Annotated in this window: 14 protein-coding genes and 4 tRNA genes; 6 read left to right on the top strand and 12 right to left on the bottom strand. The window is 71.3% G+C overall.

What is annotated here, in order from left to right; translation table 11 throughout:
* The first annotated feature begins 23 nt into the window (after nucleotides 1-23).
* Complete coding sequence (locus VLY81_RS00975) at nucleotides 24-1,238, top strand: iron-containing alcohol dehydrogenase (protein WP_324669149.1); 1,215 nt, start codon at nucleotides 24-26, stop codon at nucleotides 1,236-1,238.
* Here the strand turns inward: VLY81_RS00975 and VLY81_RS00970 are convergent.
* Complete coding sequence (locus VLY81_RS00970; RefSeq protein WP_324669148.1) at nucleotides 1,235-3,346, bottom strand: thioredoxin domain-containing protein; 2,112 nt, start codon at nucleotides 3,344-3,346, stop codon at nucleotides 1,235-1,237. The genes VLY81_RS00975 and VLY81_RS00970 overlap by 4 nt on opposite strands.
* Here VLY81_RS00970 and VLY81_RS00965 point away from each other — a divergent pair.
* Nucleotides 3,306-4,043 carry a glycerol-3-phosphate acyltransferase gene (locus tag VLY81_RS00965; RefSeq protein ID WP_324669147.1) on the top strand — a complete coding sequence of 246 codons (738 nt, stop codon included), beginning with the start codon at nucleotides 3,306-3,308 and terminating at the stop codon, nucleotides 4,041-4,043. The two genes, VLY81_RS00970 and VLY81_RS00965, sit on opposite strands and share 41 nt — an antisense overlap.
* Here the strand turns inward: VLY81_RS00965 and VLY81_RS00960 are convergent.
* The 9 genes from VLY81_RS00960 to mazG form a co-directional block, all read right to left on the bottom strand.
* Complete coding sequence (locus VLY81_RS00960) at nucleotides 4,033-4,491, bottom strand: hypothetical protein (RefSeq protein ID WP_324669146.1); 459 nt, start codon at nucleotides 4,489-4,491, stop codon at nucleotides 4,033-4,035. The genes VLY81_RS00965 and VLY81_RS00960 overlap by 11 nt on opposite strands.
* A 140-nt stretch (nucleotides 4,492-4,631) precedes the next feature.
* Nucleotides 4,632-4,707 (bottom strand) — tRNA-Lys (locus VLY81_RS00955).
* Nucleotides 4,708-4,762: 55 nt separating this feature from the next.
* A tRNA-Met gene (locus tag VLY81_RS00950) sits at nucleotides 4,763-4,839 on the bottom strand.
* 4 nt (nucleotides 4,840-4,843) lie between these two features.
* Nucleotides 4,844-4,920 (bottom strand) — tRNA-Met (locus VLY81_RS00945).
* A 68-nt stretch (nucleotides 4,921-4,988) separates the two neighbouring features.
* A complete protein-coding gene (locus VLY81_RS00940) occupies nucleotides 4,989-5,648 on the bottom strand; it encodes a metal-dependent transcriptional regulator (RefSeq protein ID WP_324669145.1) in 660 nt (219 codons plus the stop codon).
* A 42-nt stretch (nucleotides 5,649-5,690) separates the two neighbouring features.
* Nucleotides 5,691-5,779 (bottom strand) — tRNA-Leu (locus tag VLY81_RS00935).
* Nucleotides 5,780-5,789: 10 nt separating this feature from the next.
* Nucleotides 5,790-6,464 (bottom strand): DUF501 domain-containing protein, encoded by a 675-nt coding sequence (locus VLY81_RS00930; RefSeq protein WP_324669143.1) that lies wholly within the window; start codon nucleotides 6,462-6,464, stop codon nucleotides 5,790-5,792.
* A 143-nt stretch (nucleotides 6,465-6,607) separates the two neighbouring features.
* Nucleotides 6,608-6,994 carry a S1 RNA-binding domain-containing protein gene (locus tag VLY81_RS00925; protein ID WP_324669142.1) on the bottom strand — a complete coding sequence of 129 codons (387 nt, stop codon included), beginning with the start codon at nucleotides 6,992-6,994 and terminating at the stop codon, nucleotides 6,608-6,610.
* Nucleotides 6,995-7,111: 117 nt separating this feature from the next.
* Nucleotides 7,112-8,710, bottom strand: a complete 1,599-nt coding sequence (gene mazG, locus VLY81_RS00920; protein ID WP_324669141.1) for a nucleoside triphosphate pyrophosphohydrolase — start codon at nucleotides 8,708-8,710, stop codon at nucleotides 7,112-7,114.
* 154 nt (nucleotides 8,711-8,864) lie between these two features.
* Between mazG and VLY81_RS00915 the strand changes: the two genes are divergently transcribed.
* The 4 genes from VLY81_RS00915 to VLY81_RS00900 all read left to right on the top strand — a co-directional run bounded on the left by VLY81_RS00915 (nucleotide 8,865) and on the right by VLY81_RS00900 (nucleotide 11,089).
* Complete coding sequence (locus tag VLY81_RS00915; RefSeq protein WP_324669140.1) at nucleotides 8,865-9,848, top strand: SpoIID/LytB domain-containing protein; 984 nt, start codon at nucleotides 8,865-8,867, stop codon at nucleotides 9,846-9,848.
* 37 nt (nucleotides 9,849-9,885) lie between these two features.
* On the top strand, nucleotides 9,886-10,188 hold the full coding sequence (gene yabP / locus VLY81_RS00910) for a sporulation protein YabP (protein ID WP_324669139.1): 303 nt from the start codon (nucleotides 9,886-9,888) through the stop codon (nucleotides 10,186-10,188).
* Nucleotides 10,189-10,257: 69 nt separating this feature from the next.
* Nucleotides 10,258-10,647, top strand: coding sequence for a spore cortex biosynthesis protein YabQ (gene yabQ / locus VLY81_RS00905; protein ID WP_324669138.1), 390 nt, complete (start codon nucleotides 10,258-10,260; stop codon nucleotides 10,645-10,647).
* Nucleotides 10,648-10,753: 106 nt separating this feature from the next.
* Nucleotides 10,754-11,089, top strand: coding sequence for an FtsB family cell division protein (locus VLY81_RS00900; protein ID WP_324669137.1), 336 nt, complete (start codon nucleotides 10,754-10,756; stop codon nucleotides 11,087-11,089).
* 32 nt (nucleotides 11,090-11,121) lie between these two features.
* On the opposite strand, the gene spoVT is transcribed toward VLY81_RS00900, so the two are convergent.
* On the bottom strand, nucleotides 11,122-11,676 hold the full coding sequence (gene spoVT, locus VLY81_RS00895) for a stage V sporulation protein T (protein WP_324669135.1): 555 nt from the start codon (nucleotides 11,674-11,676) through the stop codon (nucleotides 11,122-11,124).
* Nucleotides 11,677-11,856: 180 nt separating this feature from the next.
* Nucleotides 11,857-15,459, bottom strand: coding sequence for a transcription-repair coupling factor (gene mfd / locus VLY81_RS00890; RefSeq protein ID WP_324669134.1), 3,603 nt, complete (start codon nucleotides 15,457-15,459; stop codon nucleotides 11,857-11,859).
* Between the last annotated feature and the right edge of the window lie 37 nt (nucleotides 15,460-15,496).

The following is a 15,496-nucleotide window of genomic DNA, read 5'->3' as shown; positions in this document are numbered from 1 at the left end:
GGGCGGGGGTACGCGCAGGCGAGATGATGGACGGGGCTCTGGACTGGCGACGAGCCATCTCCTTTCACGCGCCCGTCCGCCTCCACATGGGGCCTGGTGCCGTGGATCGGGTGGGCGAGCTGGCCCGGCCGCACGGCGCCCGGGCCCTGGTGGTGACCGGGCGGCACGCGGCGCGTCGCACGGGTGCCCTCGATCGGGTGCTGGGCTCCCTGCGGCGGGCCGGCCTCGAGGTCGAGGTCTGGGACGGGGTCACGCCCAATCCCGAGGCCTCCACGGTGGACCAGGGGGCCCGCCACGCTCGCCAGGTCGGGGCCGATGTGATCGTCGGCCTGGGCGGCGGCAGCGCCATGGACACGGCCAAGCTCATCGCCGTCCTGGTCCGTAGCGGCGGGAGCGCCTGGGAGTACGCCCCCATCCACGGCCCCACGCGGCGGCGCCCGACCGGGGCCCTGCCCGTCCTGGCCGTGCCGACCACCTCCGGCACCGGCAGCCACGTCAACGCCACCGCCGTCGTCACGCACCCCGAGGGGCGGGAGAAGCTGGGCATCTGGCACCCGCTGATGTACCCCAAGGAGGCCGTGGTCGACGTGGAGCTGCTGGCCTCCATGCCCGTGGCCGTCACCCGCGCCACCGGCCTCGACGTCCTGTTTCAGTGCATCGAGCCCTACGTAGGGCGGCGTGCCTCGCCCTTCAGCGACATCCTGGCCGAGGAGGGCATGCGCCTGGTGCGCCGCTACCTGGTCCGGGCGGTGAGAGACGGCTCGGACATGGAGGCCCGAGCAGGCATGGCCGTGGCCGACACGCTGGCCGGCATCGCCATCGACCAGGCCGGCGTGGGCCTCATCCATGGCCTGGAGCACCCGGTGAGCGGCCGGCACGGTGCCGTCCACGGCGAGGGGCTCGCCGCGCTGGCACCGGCCGTCATGGCCTTCAACCTGCCGGCTCGGCTGGAGCGCTTCGCCCGCATCGCCGAGCTCTTGGGCCAGCAGACCGCCGGTCTCCCGGTCCAGGAGGCCGCCCGGCTCGCCATCGTGGCCGTCGAGGAGCTGCTGCAGGAGACCGGGGCGACCTGGGGCCTCCAGGAGCTGGGGGTGCAGGACGCCGACGTGGCGGTGTTGGTCGACGACACATTGCGCTCCATGCAGGGCGCGGTGGCCAACAACCCCCGGGAGTCGACCCCGGAGGAGCTGGCCGAGCTCTATCGCCGTTCCCTGCCCCCGCTGGGCCACCGCTCCTAGGGCCGCTCTCCCGCCCCGCCCTGCTGCGGCTCCAACCAGCGCAGTAGCGCGGTGCTGTCCCGCTCGGGCGCCAGGCACCGGGTGCCGAGGCAGAGCTGCCAGCGCACCTCGCCGGGGTCCGGCACCCAGCGGACGTCCAGGGCCGGATGCGGCAGCCTCAGGAGCCGCCGCAACGCCTCTCGCACGGCCTCGAGGCGGGGTGCCTGCACGCTGACGAAGGCCATGCCGCCGTCCAGGTCGTCGAGGGCGCGCCACAGCCCAGCCGTGCCCGAGACGTGCTGCCGCATGACCGGCCAGGCCATCTCGATGACGCGCAGGCCCCGCTCCAGGTATGTCGGATCGTCGAGGCAAGCTGCGAGCCGGGCGTGGGCGGAGGCCATGGCGGCATTGGGCGAAGGCGTGGCCTGATCCCAGATGTCGACGGCGCGGGCCAGGGGCGATGCGTGGGCCTCCGAGCTGGTGAGGTACACTCCCTCGCGCGCCAACCGGTGCTCGGCCTGCTCGGCCAGCTGTACGGCCTCCTCCAGGTACCGGCGCTCCTGCGTGCACCGGAAGAGGTCCAGGGCCGCGTGGATGGCGAAGGCGTAGTCGTCGGCGAAGGCCGGCACGACGCGCTCCCCATCCGGGGGCACGTGAAGCAGGCCATGCGACCCGTCTTGTAGCCGCTCGCACAAGAACGCCCACCCTGCCTCCGCCGCCTGCCGGTACCGCTCCGGCTCCCCGCCGGCCCCGCCCTGCCAGCCCGCCACCAGGGCCGAGATGGCCAGGGCGTGCCAGCCGGTCAGCACCTTGTCGTCACGAGCCGGGGGCCGCCGGCTCCGCTCGCGGTAGGCCTTCATGCGGGCCAGGGCGTGCCGAAGACGGCCGAATTCCGGTCGAGGCAGCCCCGGCACGTGGCCGACGACGGTGAGGGCCTCTTCGCTCCATCCCGGCGGCCCATCCGGCGCCCGTCGCTCGAAGGCGTCGCCGGCTCCCGGACCGATGCCGAAGGCCCTGCACACCTCCTCCGAGAGGGCGGCGTCCCCGACCGCCTCGCGCACCTGCTCCGGACTCCATCGATAGTAGTAGCCCTCCTGCGGGCGCCCGTCCGGGCCCGGCGAGTCGGCGTCGAGGGAGCAGGCGAAGCCCCCGTCCGGCAGGCGCATCGTCTCCAGCATGAAGTCCAACGCGGCGGCCGCCACCCGCAACAGGTCCGGCCGAGGCCCCCGGCCCGCCCTCACGTAGAGCGGGACCAGCAGGGCATTGTCGTAGAGCATCTTCTCGAAGTGGGGCACCTGCCACCATCGGTCCACCGTGTAGCGGTGGAAGCCGCCCCCCACCTGGTCGAAGAGCCCGCCCAGCGCCATGCGCTCGAGGGTGAGCAGCAGGTGCTCCCGGGCCGCGGCATGCCCGAACCGCCAGGCCACCCGCTCCAGCAACGCCAGCCCCGTCGCATGGGGGAACTTGGGGGCCCCACCGAAGCCCCCGGCCTCCGCGTCGGCCTGATGGAGCAGGGCGTCGGCCGCGGCCACCAGCGCCTGGCTGGTGGGCCCGGGCCCGGCATCGGGGCCGGCGCGCCGCTCCGCCAGGGCGGCCGTCGGGTCCAGCACCTCCTGGACGGCCCGCGCCAGCCGTTGTGCCTGCTGGCGCACCTCCTCGCGACGCTCCCGATAGGCGCGGGCGCAGGCCTCCAGCACCTGGCCGAAGCCCGGCCGCCCCAGGCGCGGCCGGGGCGGAAAGTAGGTCCCGGCGTAGTAGGGCAGCAGATCCGGCGTCAGGAAGACGGTGAGGGGCCAGCCCCCCTGGCCCGTCAGGATCTGGCAGGCCGTCTGGTAGACCTGGTCGATGTCGGGCCGCTCCTCGCGGTCCACTTTGATGCAGACGAAGAGGTCGTTCATCCGGCGCGCCAGCTCGGGGTCCTCGAAGGACTCGTGGGCCATCACGTGACACCAGTGGCAGGCACTGTAGCCCACGCTGAGCAAGATGGGGCGATCCTCCCGCACGGCCCGCTGCAGGGCCTCGGGCCCCCACGGATACCAGTCGACCGGCTGATGGGCATGTTGTCGAAGATAGGGACTCGTGCTGCCGATGAGACGGTTGGGGCGGCGCGTCGCGGGCGTCGCGCTCATCGGGGGCGACCTCCCCTCGTGGCTGGTACAGTTTAACCTGGCGACCGAGGGGGGCGACAGGTGCGAGATGGAGTGGCTCATCGTCGCCGGAGGCTATCTGTTGGGCTGCGTGCTGCCGGCCGACTGGATCGTGCGCCGCCGGACGGGCCACGCACCCGACGAACTGGGTGACAACCCGGGTGGGGCGGGCACGTGGCGGCTGGCGGGCCCCCGCTGGGCCGTGCCGGTCATCTTGCTGGACATCGCCAAGGGAGCCCTCCCGGTGGCGGCGGCCGAAGCGTGGGGGCTGCGCGGCGGATGGCTGGCCCTGGCGGCCGTGGCACCCGTGGCGGGGCACAACTGGCCGCTCCACCGCCGATTCAGAGGCGGCCGCGGCCTCGCGCCGGCGACGGGCGCCCTGCTCTGGCTGGCCTGGCCCCAGATGCTGCCCGCCTATGCACTCGGCGTGGTGGCCGCGCTGGCGGGGCGGTGGGTGCCTTTGGTCGGGGTGGTGGCCTTCCCCATCGGCCTCGGTGCCATGCTGTGGGCCCGGCTGCCGTACGACCGAATGGCGGCCGCCGGCGCGGTCATGATGGCCGTCGCCCTGCGCCAGCTGCCATGGCTGTGGCAGCGGCTCCGGCAACGGGTGGGCCCGCCCCATGCGGGGCAGGCCCGGCCGGATCGCCCCCGGCCCCCTGAGGCGCGGCTCAGAAGCTGAAGCCGAGACCGACCACGATGCCAAGCCCCCGGCCGAAGCGCAGCTCGCTCCAGCCCCACGTGCGCGGCGCCAGCCGGTAGGTCCCGCCGGCGGCGGCGTACAGCCCCACGCCCCTGCCGCTCTCATGGGCCAGCATGGCCGCCACGTAGGGGTCGAGGTTGGGGAAGCGGGCGCCGAGGTCGGGCGCGACCGGCGTCAGCAGATAGACGATGCCGCCATCCGGGATCGTGCGCTCGCCGATCGCGGTCAGCCCGGCTCGGATGAAGAGCTCCTCGAAGGCGGGCGAGCCGGCCCACAGCGCCCCCGTGAAGCCGATCCGGTCGGCCGAGACGGCACCTGCGCTCAGGTGCCAGCTCCAGGCGCCACTTTGGGCCGCTGCCTGCGGTGCCGGCATCACGGCCAGCGCCAGAGCGCTCGCCAGCGCCACACCCACCCATCTGCGAAGCACGCGACGTCCTCCCCCTTTCCCACACCCCAGCCTCTTCGACGCGGGACGGGCGCGTCCTGGGGGTGCCATCGGCCGCAACGCACGGGAAATCGAGGAGAGGTGTCGACGGTACGCCGGGAAGGGTGGAGACGAAAGAGAAATGGTGCGCCAGCAGGGACTCGAACCCCGAACCCGCGGATTAAGAGTCCGCTGCTCTACCAATTGAGCTACTGGCGCACCGACAGGCCTGCCGGCTCATCCTGTACCGGGCCGGACGGCTCGTCGATCCTGATGGTAGCGGCGGCTGGACTCGAACCAGCGACTCCGCGGGTATGAACCGCGTGCTCTAACCAACTGAGCTACGCCGCCAGGTTGGTTGCGGGGGCAGGATTCGAACCTGCAACCTTCGGGTTATGAGCCCGACGAGCTACCAGGCTGCTCCACCCCGCGTCAGCCGCCGCCCGGCCCGTCGAAGACCGGCAGGCACCCCTTACATATACACCCTCCCAGGCGTCCCGTCAAGCCGAGCCAGCACCCACGTAGACGGCCTGGGCGACCTGATGCCCGACGATCCGCTCGGCGCCGTCCACCTTCAGATGGATGGGCTCCTGGAAGGGGCGGGTGGCCGTCACCTCCACCCTCGCCCCCGGTACCAGGCCGCACTCCCGCAGGTAGCGCAGCAGCTCCGGGTCGTCCTCGCGCACCCGGACCACCGACGCGGCCTCCCCGGCCTGCATCTCGACCAGGGGCCTCACCGACACATCGGCGACCCGCCCGTCGGGGGTGGGGATGGGGTAGCCGTGCGGACAGGTCGACGGGCCTCCCAGCAGCCGGTCGAAGCCCTCGATGACCTCCTTGGGCAGCGCGTGCTCCATCCGGTGGGCCATGGCGTCCACCCTGTCCCAAGGGATCTCGAGCACGTCCGTCAAGAAGCGCTCGGCCAGGCGATGGCGGCGGATGACGTCAAGGGCCAGACGCTCTCCCTCGGGAGTGAGGGTCACCCCGGCGTACTCCCGGTACTCCACCAGGCCTTCGGCGGCCAGGCGCTGAAACATCGCCGTCGCCGAGGCCGCCGACACCCCGAGCCTGGCCGCGATGGCGCCGGTCGAGCCCTTCTCGCCGTCCTGCTGGGTGCGGTAAATGGCGGCCAGGTAATCCTCCTTGGACTGCGAGAGCACCGCCGTCCCCCCGAGAGGCGAGCGCCGATTGCCGTCGGTCGGTGGTGCCGGGGGCGGGATTCGAACCCGCACGGGCCTCGCCGGCCCAGAGGAGTTTAAGTCCCCCGCGTCTGCCGTTTCGCCACCCCGGCACAGCCAGCGTCACGATCGAGCGTCGGAGAGGTCACCTCGATTGTAAGGAGCAGGCGCATCGACCTGCAAGCAACGGCCCTCGGCCGATAGCCGCGCGTATTCGCTGGCGCACGCCGGCGAGCCGCTCAACCATACTCCCCTCTCCGCCAGCAAGGCCGCCACGCGCCGACCCACCGGATTGCCGGAACGCCCCAGGTGGTCGGCCAGATGCGCGTGCAGGCACTTGACCGCCTCCCGCTGGCGGCTGCCAGCCACCCCCACCTGGGCCAGCCGCTGGACGGCAGCCGGGGAGAGCCTCTCGAGCCGTCGTGTCATCTCCCGGGTGAGCAGTGACGATCGCAGCCGGGCCGCCCCCTCGTGGGCGGCTCGCAACGCCTGCCGGGCCGCGGGGTCCGCCTTGATCGCCTGGGAGATCCGGGCGATCCAGCCCGTCGACTCGAGGCGGCTGACGGCCTCGACCAGGTAGGGACAGGTCAGCCAAAACGTGGTGGGAAAGGGCTCCGGCCGACCTGCCCGCCCATCGACGACCGGGGCCGTCACCACCACCGTCGGCCGCCCGAACCGACATCGGGCCGCCACCGCCACCATGCCCTGCGGATGGCGGCCCAGCTGGGCCTGGACGGCCGCCAGGTCCGAGTCGCTGGGAGACTCCCACCAGGGCGGCCACGGGCCCGTCGCGACCATGCTCGCTCCCCTCCTCAGCATTCCCGGCTGCGTGGGGGCGGCGCTCGCGCGACGCAAGAGGCGGTCGGGTGGATCGCCCGACCGCCTCCGTCTCGCATGACGATCTCGATGCTCAGCTCACCGATCTCTCGCCGGTACGCGACTCACGACCGGCGGCTGCCGCGACCCCCCCGCTTGGACTCGACGCTGCGCTTGAGATCCTGTTGCCGCTGCTCGCTCTCCTTCAAAAACCGCGCCAGCTTCTCCTCGAAGGAGGTGTTGCGTCCGCGGGGTGGCCGACCGCCGGAGCGCTGCGGAGGTCCGTAGACCTGCCGGATGGAGAGCCCGATCCTCCCGTTGGCCACGTTGATGACCTTGACCTTGACCACCTGGTTTTCCGTCAGGTAGTCCCGTACATCCCGTACGTAGGTGTCCGCGATCTCCGAGATGTGAACGAGTCCAGTCTGACCGCCAGGCAGCTCCACGAACGCACCGAAATGGGTAATCCCGGTGACCTTCCCCTCGACGATGCTGCCGACCTCAACGGCCATGCGCGAGGCTGATCCTCCCCGTCGTTTGACATCGCCCGCAAGGGTCTGCACGGGCAAACCGATTATATGAGAGGCCAAAATGCCTGTCAATACGGGCTCTGCGCCGTATGGAATCGATTAACTGCTGCGTATTCCGCCGTCGTTCGAGACGGCTCGCGTCGACCCCCCTTGATCCTGCGCCTTGGCCTTCTCCCACAGGGCATCCATCTCCTCCAGGCTCATCTGCGAGAGGGCTCGGCCCTCCTGCCGGGCCAGGCTCTCGATGCGCCGGAACCGGGCCATGAACCGGCGCGTGGCGTCTCGCAACGCCAGCTCCGGGTCCACCCGCATGTAGCGCGCCACGTTGACGATGGCGAAGAGTAGGTCCCCCATCTCGCGGTGCACCGCCTCACGGTCCTGCTCGCTCCAGGCCTCGCGGAGCTCACGGGCCTCCTCCACCGCCTTGCGCCCCGCGCCGGCGATGTCGGGCCACTCGAACCCCACCGTGGCCGCCCGCCGCTGGACCGTCTCGGCGAAGGCCAGCGACGGCAGCCCCGTCGTCACCCCGGCCATCAGGCTGGAGCGATCCTCTCCCTTGGCCGTGCCCCCCGCCTGCTGATCCTGGCGCCGTTCCTCCTGTTTGATGGCCTCCCAGCGCTGCAATACCTCGGCTGCGTCCTTGACGCGAGCCTCGCCGAAGACGTGGGGATGGCGGCGCACCAGCTTGTCGTGCAGCGCCCGCTCGACCCCGGCCAGGTCGAACCGCCCCTCCTCGTCGGCGATCTGCGCCTGGAAGAGCACCTGCAGCAGGAGGTCGCCCAGCTCCTCCCGCAGCGCCTCGGCGTCGCCCGACTCGATGGCCTCGCAGACCTCGTAGGCCTCCTCGACGATGTAGCGACGCAAGCTCTCGGGAGTCTGGCGGCGGTCCCACGGACAGCCGTCCGGCGCCCTCAAGCGTGCCATGATGCGCGCCAGCACCTCGATGCCCTCGCCCGCACCCGCCGCCTCGGGGGCCTCGGCCGGTGGGACGTAGAGGCTGGTCTCATGGTCGTAGCTCGGGAGGCGGTCGATGGCGTGCAGGGGCAGCCATCGCACCTCGGCCCGCTCCGTGCCGGCAGCCCGCACCAGAACCACGGGCTGCTCGTCGCCCCGGCTGCGACCCAGCACCGCCTTGACCTGGGCCGCCACGAGCTTGGAGTCGAGCTGGAGCACCAGATACCCGCGCCGGCGCTCCCAGGCCGCGCCAGACGGCGGCGGCAGCTCCGCGTCCACCCCCGCGGAGGCGGCCAGCTGGTGCGCATCGAGCAGGGCCACACCCGCCGTCATCGGGTCCATCCCCAGCACCGACCAGACGGCCTCCACGCCGCTCGGGCTGGGCACCAGCTCGAGGTCGATCTCCTCGCCCTGCCGCCGGGCCATCTCCACCAGGCAGGTGACGCTGCGCTCGGCGACGGTCGGGTGGCCTGGCACGGCGTAGACGACAGGATCGGCGGCCACCTGCCTCGCCTCCTCCAGCAGCCGCGTCGCCATGGCCCGGTAGACCTCCTCGAAGGTGGGGTAGCTCTCGTAGTACGCATCGAAGGTGTCGAACGACACCCCCCACGCGCGCAGGGTCTCGGCCATGGGGTGGTGCCGCGTGCGCAAGAACAGGCGCCTGGCCTCCCGCAGGATCCGCTCCGCCCGCACCGTCAACAGGTCCGCCGGCCCGGGGCCGAGCCCGACCACGACGATCCGCATCGCCTGGCCTTCCTCCCGTCCTGGTCATCTTAGTCCTGGCGCCGCCCGTCTACAAGGCTCCCCGCGGGCGAGTAACGCCCCCGTCGCCACGCCAGACTAAGGGCCGCAAGAGAGCCTTCCAGGCTCACCGGGCTGGAGAGGAGCACCGCCGTCGATGACGTCGAGACGACGCGCCGCCGTGCTGACGACCCTCGGCCTGCTCGTCGCCGCGGGTCTCGTCTTCTACCTGTCGGGCTTTCCCGGGGAGCGGTCCGACTCCGGGTCGTTGCCACCCGCTTCCAGGGTCCAGCGGTTCGAGCGGGAGCCCACCGTCTCTCTCTTCGTCAAGGAGACCGGCGAGCGCAAGGAGCTGCCCATCGAGGAGTACGTGGCTGGCGTCGTGGCCGGCGAGATGTGGGAGAACTGGCCGGAGAGAGCCTACGCCGCGCAGGCCATCCTGGCGCGCACCTTCACCCTGGAGTTCATGGCCAGGGGAGGGACCCGGTCGCTGCACGGCACGGACCTTTCCACCGACCCCGAAGAGGCCCAGGCCTACAACCCCAGCAAGATCAGCGACGCCATCCGCCGGGCGGTCGACGCCACGCGCGGCCAGGTGCTGACCTACGACGGCCGATACGTGCGCGCGTGGTTCCATGCGTACAGCGGGGGACAGACCACCACGCCCCGGGAGGGGCTGGGGTTGCAGGAGGTCGACGAGCCGTACCTGCGGCCCGTCAAGCTGCCCGACAATCCCCTGGTGCCGGACCAGTTCAAGTCGTGGAGAGTCGAGTTGACCGAGCCGGAGCTGCGCCAGGCGCTGGCCTCGGCCGGTGTCGACGTGGGCACCATCCAGCAGGTGCGCGTCGCCGCACGTGGCCCCACCCAACGGATCACCGAGGTGGAGGTGATCGGGGAGTCGGGGCGGCGGACGCTGACGGGCAACCAGTTCCGGCTGGCGGTGGGAGCGGACCGGATGCGCTCCACCCTGGCCTCCACGTTCGAGTTCGGCGGCAGGCGGCTGGTGGTGGCGGGCACGGGCTCCGGCCACGGCGTAGGACTCAGTCAATGGGACGCACTGCTCATGGCGCGCCAGGGGCGCACGCCCCAGGCCATCGTCCAGACCTTCTACCCCGGCACCCGCATCGAAAAACTCTGGTGACGTCCCCGCATATACATGCCCCCGGAGGTGCGCACCGGTGGCCGAACGGGCCGAACGGGGGCAGACGCCGGCCCAGGTCGTCCGCCATCAGCTGGCCCTCCGGGGACGCCAGCAGCTGGAGCTGCAGGGCATCGTCAGCGTCGAGAGCTTCGACGAGAGCCTGATGGTGCTCCACACCGACGCCGGGGTCCTGGTGGTGCGAGGCGAGGGGATGCAGATAATGGCCCTCGACGTCGAGGCGGGCACCATGGGCATCAACGGGACCATCCACAGCCTGGAGTATGCCCAGGAGTCACCGGCCCGCAAGGCACGGGGTTTCCTGAGCCGCCTGGTCCGCTGACCGTCACCCCCCGCCCCGGCCTCCCATAGCATGGGGAGCGTCTCGCGGGATTGGGGGTCGTATGCAGCCGTGCTGCTCTCGGTGGCGAGCCAGCTGGCCGCGGCCGGCCGCGTCGCGCTGGTCGGCCTGGCCCTGGCGTTCCTGTGGGATCTCTACGCGGCCGGCCGGGCCGTGGTCGGACTGCGGCGCTACGAGTTTCTCCTGGTGTCGGACCTGCTGTTCGTCTCGATGCTGGGGCCCATCGCCTTCGCCCTGCTGCTGGTCGCGGACGGAGCCCAGCTGCACGCCAGCACCCTGGTGGGATTGATAGCGGGCGTGGCAGGTTACCGGCTCACCCTGAGCCCGCGTGTGGTGCGCCTGGTCTGGATGACCGGGACGGGAATCGGAGCCGTGCTGCGAGCGCTGGCCGGGACGTGGTGGTGGCTGGCGCGCCGCAGCCGCCCGTGGGGGGCGCGCTAGCCGAGGCCGTCCAGCAGGGAATGGCCGGCCCCGACTCGAAGGGAGCCTTCACTCCGGGCGTACCGGCCGCTGCGTCCGGGCCTCGCGAGGTAGGGAGGCCTTCGCGTTGGTCATCGACTTGAGAGGCCGGCGCTATCGGCTGACACCCACGGCTCTGCGGCGCATCCTCGTGCTGGTGCTGCTCGGCGCGCTGGCCTCGTTCGGCGGCGTCGCATGGAAGACGTTTCGGATCCACCAGGAGATCCGCGCGCTGGAGGCGGCCCTGGAGGCCCAGCGACGAGCCAATCGTGCCATCGAAGAGGCCCTCGGCCGGGCCTCCACGCCGGAGGCCATCGAGTCGAGGGCCCGTGCGGTGCTGGGATTGGTCAAGCCGGGCGAGGAGCTGGTGGAGGTGGCCATCCCCGTCTCACCCGGCGACCCTTACCGGGTGCCCCGCCGCTAGGATGCCGGCGGGCGGCCTCGGCGGCCGCCCGCTCACTGCTCCATCTGCTTGGCCAGGAAACCAGCCGCCGTCTCGGCCAGCTTCAACTCCAGCTCGCCGACCTTCTTGTCGGGCTCTCGGGTGCCCAGGATGACGGCCCCGATGGGGTCTCCCTCGGCCACGATGGGGGCGACCACCATCGAGGTGAAGTCCCAGCGCTCCTCCTCTTCTCCCTCGGGGGTGATGCGGGTCTCGCCCGGCCGGGGGAAGAGCACCGGCTTGCGTCCCTCCATGACCCGCTCGACGGCAGGGGTGACGGGCTTGTCCATCCATTGCTTCTTGGGGGCGCCGGCCACCGCGACGACCGCGTCCCGATCGGTGATGATGGCCACGTGGCCCGTGGTCTCGTAGAGAGAGTCGGCGTACTCCTGGGCGAACTCCCCCAGCTCGCCGATGGGCGAGTACTTCTTGAGGATGACCTCGCCCTCACGGTCGACGAAGATCTCCAGCGGGTCTCCCTCGCGGATGCGCAGGGTGCGACGGATCTCCTTGGGAATCACCACACGTCCGAGGTCGTCGATGCGCCGGACGATCCCCGTTGCCTTCACTTAGCACCCCTCCACATCGAGCCCGTCCGGCTCCGCCGCAGGGCCCGATCCCGGCATGGTCGACGAATCGAGGATGCTGCCTCGAGTTTCTTTCCCTGCCCGGCCGTAGTATACGGCGGCGAGATCTCGCCTATACGAACGGCGCCAGGCTCGCCAGCCCCGGCTTGACGCCGCCGGGCGCTACTGGCTCCTTCGTGCACCCGCTACCTCTTGCCGGGGCCCGGGCGTACCCGCCCACGCATCCCGGATGCGTTGGAGCAGCTGACGCAGCGCCTCCAGCAATTGCCCGTCACTCAATCCCATTCGACGCATCCATACCGTATCGGTCCGTCCCGGACGGTACACGACTCGCCCACGCAACTCCGCCGCCGCTCGGGCCAGCCCATCGGCCGGGAGGTAGAGCCCGGGCCACGCCTTGACCACCACCCGATCCCGCTCCATGCCGATGGAGCCCACCCCTGCCTCCTGAGCCACCAGCTTCAGGCGTGCCACCTGCAGCAGGTTGTGGACGGCGGGCGGCATCCTCCCGAAGCGGTCCTCCATCTCCACGGCCAGCGACTCCAGCTCCTCGGGCGACGAGGCGACGGCGATCCGACGGTACAGCTCCACCTTCTGGGCCGTGTCGGGCACGTAGTCGTCGGGCAGGTAGGCGTCGACCGGCAGGTCCAGCGCGGGCTCCGGCGGCTTCTGCACCACCTGCCCCTTGACCTCGTTGACCGCCTCCTCCAGCAACCGGCAGTAGAGTTGAAAGCCGACCGCCGCGATGTGCCCGTGCTGCTCGGGCCCCAGGAGGTTGCCGGCTCCCCGGATCTCCAGATCCCGCAGGGCGATCTTGAAACCCGAACCCAGCTCGGTGAACTCCTTGATGGCCTGCAGGCGCCGCTCGGCGTCCTCGCTCAACACCTTCTCCCGCCGATAGGTGAAGTACGCGTACGCCACCCGGTTGCTGCGGCCGACACGCCCCCGCAGCTGATACAGCTGGGCCAGGCCGAAGCGGTCCGCGTCGTAGACGATGAGGGTGTTGACGTTGCCGATGTCCATGCCCGCCTCGATGATGGTGGTGCAGACCAGCACGTCGTGCTCACGGTTCAAGAACTCCAGCATCACCTTCTCCAGGTGTTCCTCGTCCATCTGGCCATGAGCCACGGCGATGCGGGCGTCGGGCACCAGCTGCCCCAGGTGGGCGGCCATCCGGTCGATGCTCTGGACACGGTTGTAGACGAAGTAGACCTGCCCGCCCCGCCCCATCTCCCGGGCGATGGCATCCCGGATCAGGTCGTCCTGGTACTCTACGACATAGGTTCGCACGGGGTAGCGCCCTTCTGGGGGGGTCTCGATGACGCTCATGTCACGCAGCCCCGACAGGGCCATGTGGAGGGTGCGGGGGATGGGCGTGGCGGTCATGGTCAGCACGTCCACCGTGCGGCGCAACTCCTTGAGCCTCTCCTTCTGCACCACCCCGAAGCGCTGCTCCTCATCGACGATGACCAGGCCCAGGCTCTTGAACTGCACGTCCTTGGAGAGCAGTCGGTGGGTACCGATGACGATGTCGACGGCGCCGGTGCGGAGCCCGTCCAGCACCCTCGCCTGTTCGGCCGACGTCTGGAAGCGCGACAGCATCTCGATGCGGATCGGGTAGCGCGCCATGCGCTCCGAGAAGGTCCGGTGGTGCTGCTGGGCCAGGATGGTGGTGGGCACCAGCACCGCGACCTGCCGTCCGTCGGCCACCGCCTTGAAGGCCGCCCGCATGGCCACCTCGGTCTTGCCGTAGCCCACGTCGCCGACCAGGAGCCGGTCCATGGGCCGGGGCCGCTCCATGTCGGCCTTGACCTCCTCGGCGGCGCGCAGTTGATCGGGCGTCTCCTCGAAGGGGAAGGCGTCCTCGAACTCCTGCTGCCACGGTGTGTCGGGGGAGAAGGCGTGGCCCGGCTGGGCCTGGCGCTCCGCGTAGAGCTGCAGCAGCGACTCCGCCATCTCGCGCACCGACTCGCGGACGCGCCTCTTGACCCGGGCCCACTCGACCCCACCCAGCTTGTTGAGCCTGGGCGGGGCGTCGTCGCTGCCGATGTAGCGCTGGAGCAGGTGCACCTGGTCCGTGGGGACGTAGAGCCGGTCCTCCCCGGCGTACTCCACCACCAGGTAGTCCCGGCGGACGCCGCCCACCTCCATGGTCTTGACGCCGCGGTAGCGGCCGATACCGTGGTTGACGTGCACCACGTAGTCGCCTTCGCGCAGCTCCAGGTAGTCCGAGATGCGAGCACCGGCCTCCGGGCGCGGGGCGGTGCGGGCACGCCGCGGTCGGGCCTGCTTGCCGAAGACCTCCGTGTCGGTGAGGACCACCAGGCGCAGGTCGTCCCACTCGAAGCCCGAGGTCAGCCGCGCCGGCACCACCACCACGTTGCCAGGTTTGAGCTGGCCGTCGACCCGCGGGGCCACCACCGCCAGGACCGACTCGTTGAGCAGCGCCTCGCGCGCTCGCTCCGCCCGGCTCTCGCTCTGCAACGCCAGCAGGATGCGGTAGCGCAGCTTCTGACGGGCCCTCAGCTCGTCGGCCAGCAGCTGCCAGTTACCGTGAAACGGATCGGCGGAGCGGCCCTGGATCGGGTGGATGCCATCGGGCTCCACGCCCTCCACCCGCCGCGCCAGCAGGGAGAGCAGGAGCAGAGGGTGACGGCGGCTCGCCTGCAACAGCTCCTCCCACCAGCCGAAGCATCCCGCCTCCTCCGGCAGCACGCGCCCGCGCTCGAGCAGGCCCTCGAAGAGCGCGGCCCACTCCGTCCAGGCCGTCTGGATCCGCTCCTTGAGGCGGGCCGGCTCGTCGAGGACGACCACCCCGGACGTCATGAAGGCCGGTAGCAGAGGAGAGTCCGGATAGAAGAGAGGGCGATACTGGTCGGCTCCCTCCGCGTGGCCCGTCTGCGACAGGCGTTCCAGGTGAGCGGCGATGCGCTCCTCGAGACGCCGCGCCTCTTGCCGGCGCCCCGCCGAGCGCAGCCGGTCGGCTTGACGGCGGGCGCTGGACTCGATGGCCTCCACGCCTCGCAGCAGGGCCTCGTCCGTCAGGAGCAGCTCGCGCGCGGGGGCGATGGTGACCTGCTCCAGCTGCCCGAAGGAGCGCTGGCTGTCGACGTCGAGCGTCCGGATCGACTCGACCTCGTCCCCGAACCACTCGATCCGCAGGGCCTGCTCGCGGTCGGGGGGAAAGACGTCGAGGATGTCCCCCCTGACGCTCATCTGGCCCGGTCCCTCCACCCTGGCTCGCCGCTCGTAACCGGCTGCGGTGAGGCGACGCGCCACGACCTGGAGGTCGACCTGCTGCCCCACCGAGAGAGGCCGGACGAACTCCCGCCACACCTCCGCCGGGATGGTCCGCTCGACGACGGCCACCGCCTCGGCGACGACCACGGAGGGCGGACGGCCGGCGCCGGCGAGGCGCATCAGCGCGTCGATCCGTCGCCCCAGGAGCTCGACCGACGGCGTGACCTCCTCGTGGGGCAGCGTCTCCAGCGACGGGAAGTACCCGACCCGCTCCTCCCCCAGCATGGGATGCAGGTCCTCGTACCACCGCTCCGCCGCTTGCCGGTGAGGGGCCACGATCAGGATGGGCCTCGGCCCCTCGGGTCGGCTGGCCAGCTCGGCGAAGAGCGCGGCCACCAGGGCGCTGCGCTGGGAACCCTCGGCTCCCACGATCATCCGCTGCGCCGGGCCACGGGCGATGGCCTGGGCCAGCTCCTGGACGGCATCGAGGCCTCTCACCAGCTCCACGAGTCCGGTCAGCTGCATGCGGTCACCCCTCGACGCGCTCCAAGCCGGCCGGCCC

Origin of the sequence: Limnochorda sp. LNt, assembly GCF_035593265.1 — a bacterium.
GTDB classification, from domain to species: Bacteria; Bacillota; Limnochordia; order Limnochordales; family Geochordaceae; genus Geochorda; species Geochorda subterranea.
The sequence above is the reverse complement of the archived record's forward strand: the minus strand, read 5'-3'. Positions and strand labels throughout refer to the sequence as shown.

Coding starts and splice junctions, on each gene's coding strand:
- mazG (WP_324669141.1), bottom strand. CDS start 8,710: ATGCGGATCGTCGTGGTCGGGCTCGGCCCCGGGCCGGCGGACCTGTTG.
- VLY81_RS00975 (WP_324669149.1), top strand. CDS start 24: ATGATGGACGGGGCTCTGGACTGGCGACGAGCCATCTCCTTTCACGCG.
- VLY81_RS00930 (WP_324669143.1), bottom strand. CDS start 6,464: ATGGTCGCGACGGGCCCGTGGCCGCCCTGGTGGGAGTCTCCCAGCGAC.
- VLY81_RS00965 (WP_324669147.1), top strand. CDS start 3,306: ATGAGACGGTTGGGGCGGCGCGTCGCGGGCGTCGCGCTCATCGGGGGC.
- VLY81_RS00970 (WP_324669148.1), bottom strand. CDS start 3,346: ATGAGCGCGACGCCCGCGACGCGCCGCCCCAACCGTCTCATCGGCAGC.
- mfd (WP_324669134.1), bottom strand. CDS start 15,459: ATGCAGCTGACCGGACTCGTGGAGCTGGTGAGAGGCCTCGATGCCGTC.
- VLY81_RS00915 (WP_324669140.1), top strand. CDS start 8,865: ATGACGTCGAGACGACGCGCCGCCGTGCTGACGACCCTCGGCCTGCTC.
- VLY81_RS00925 (WP_324669142.1), bottom strand. CDS start 6,994: ATGGCCGTTGAGGTCGGCAGCATCGTCGAGGGGAAGGTCACCGGGATT.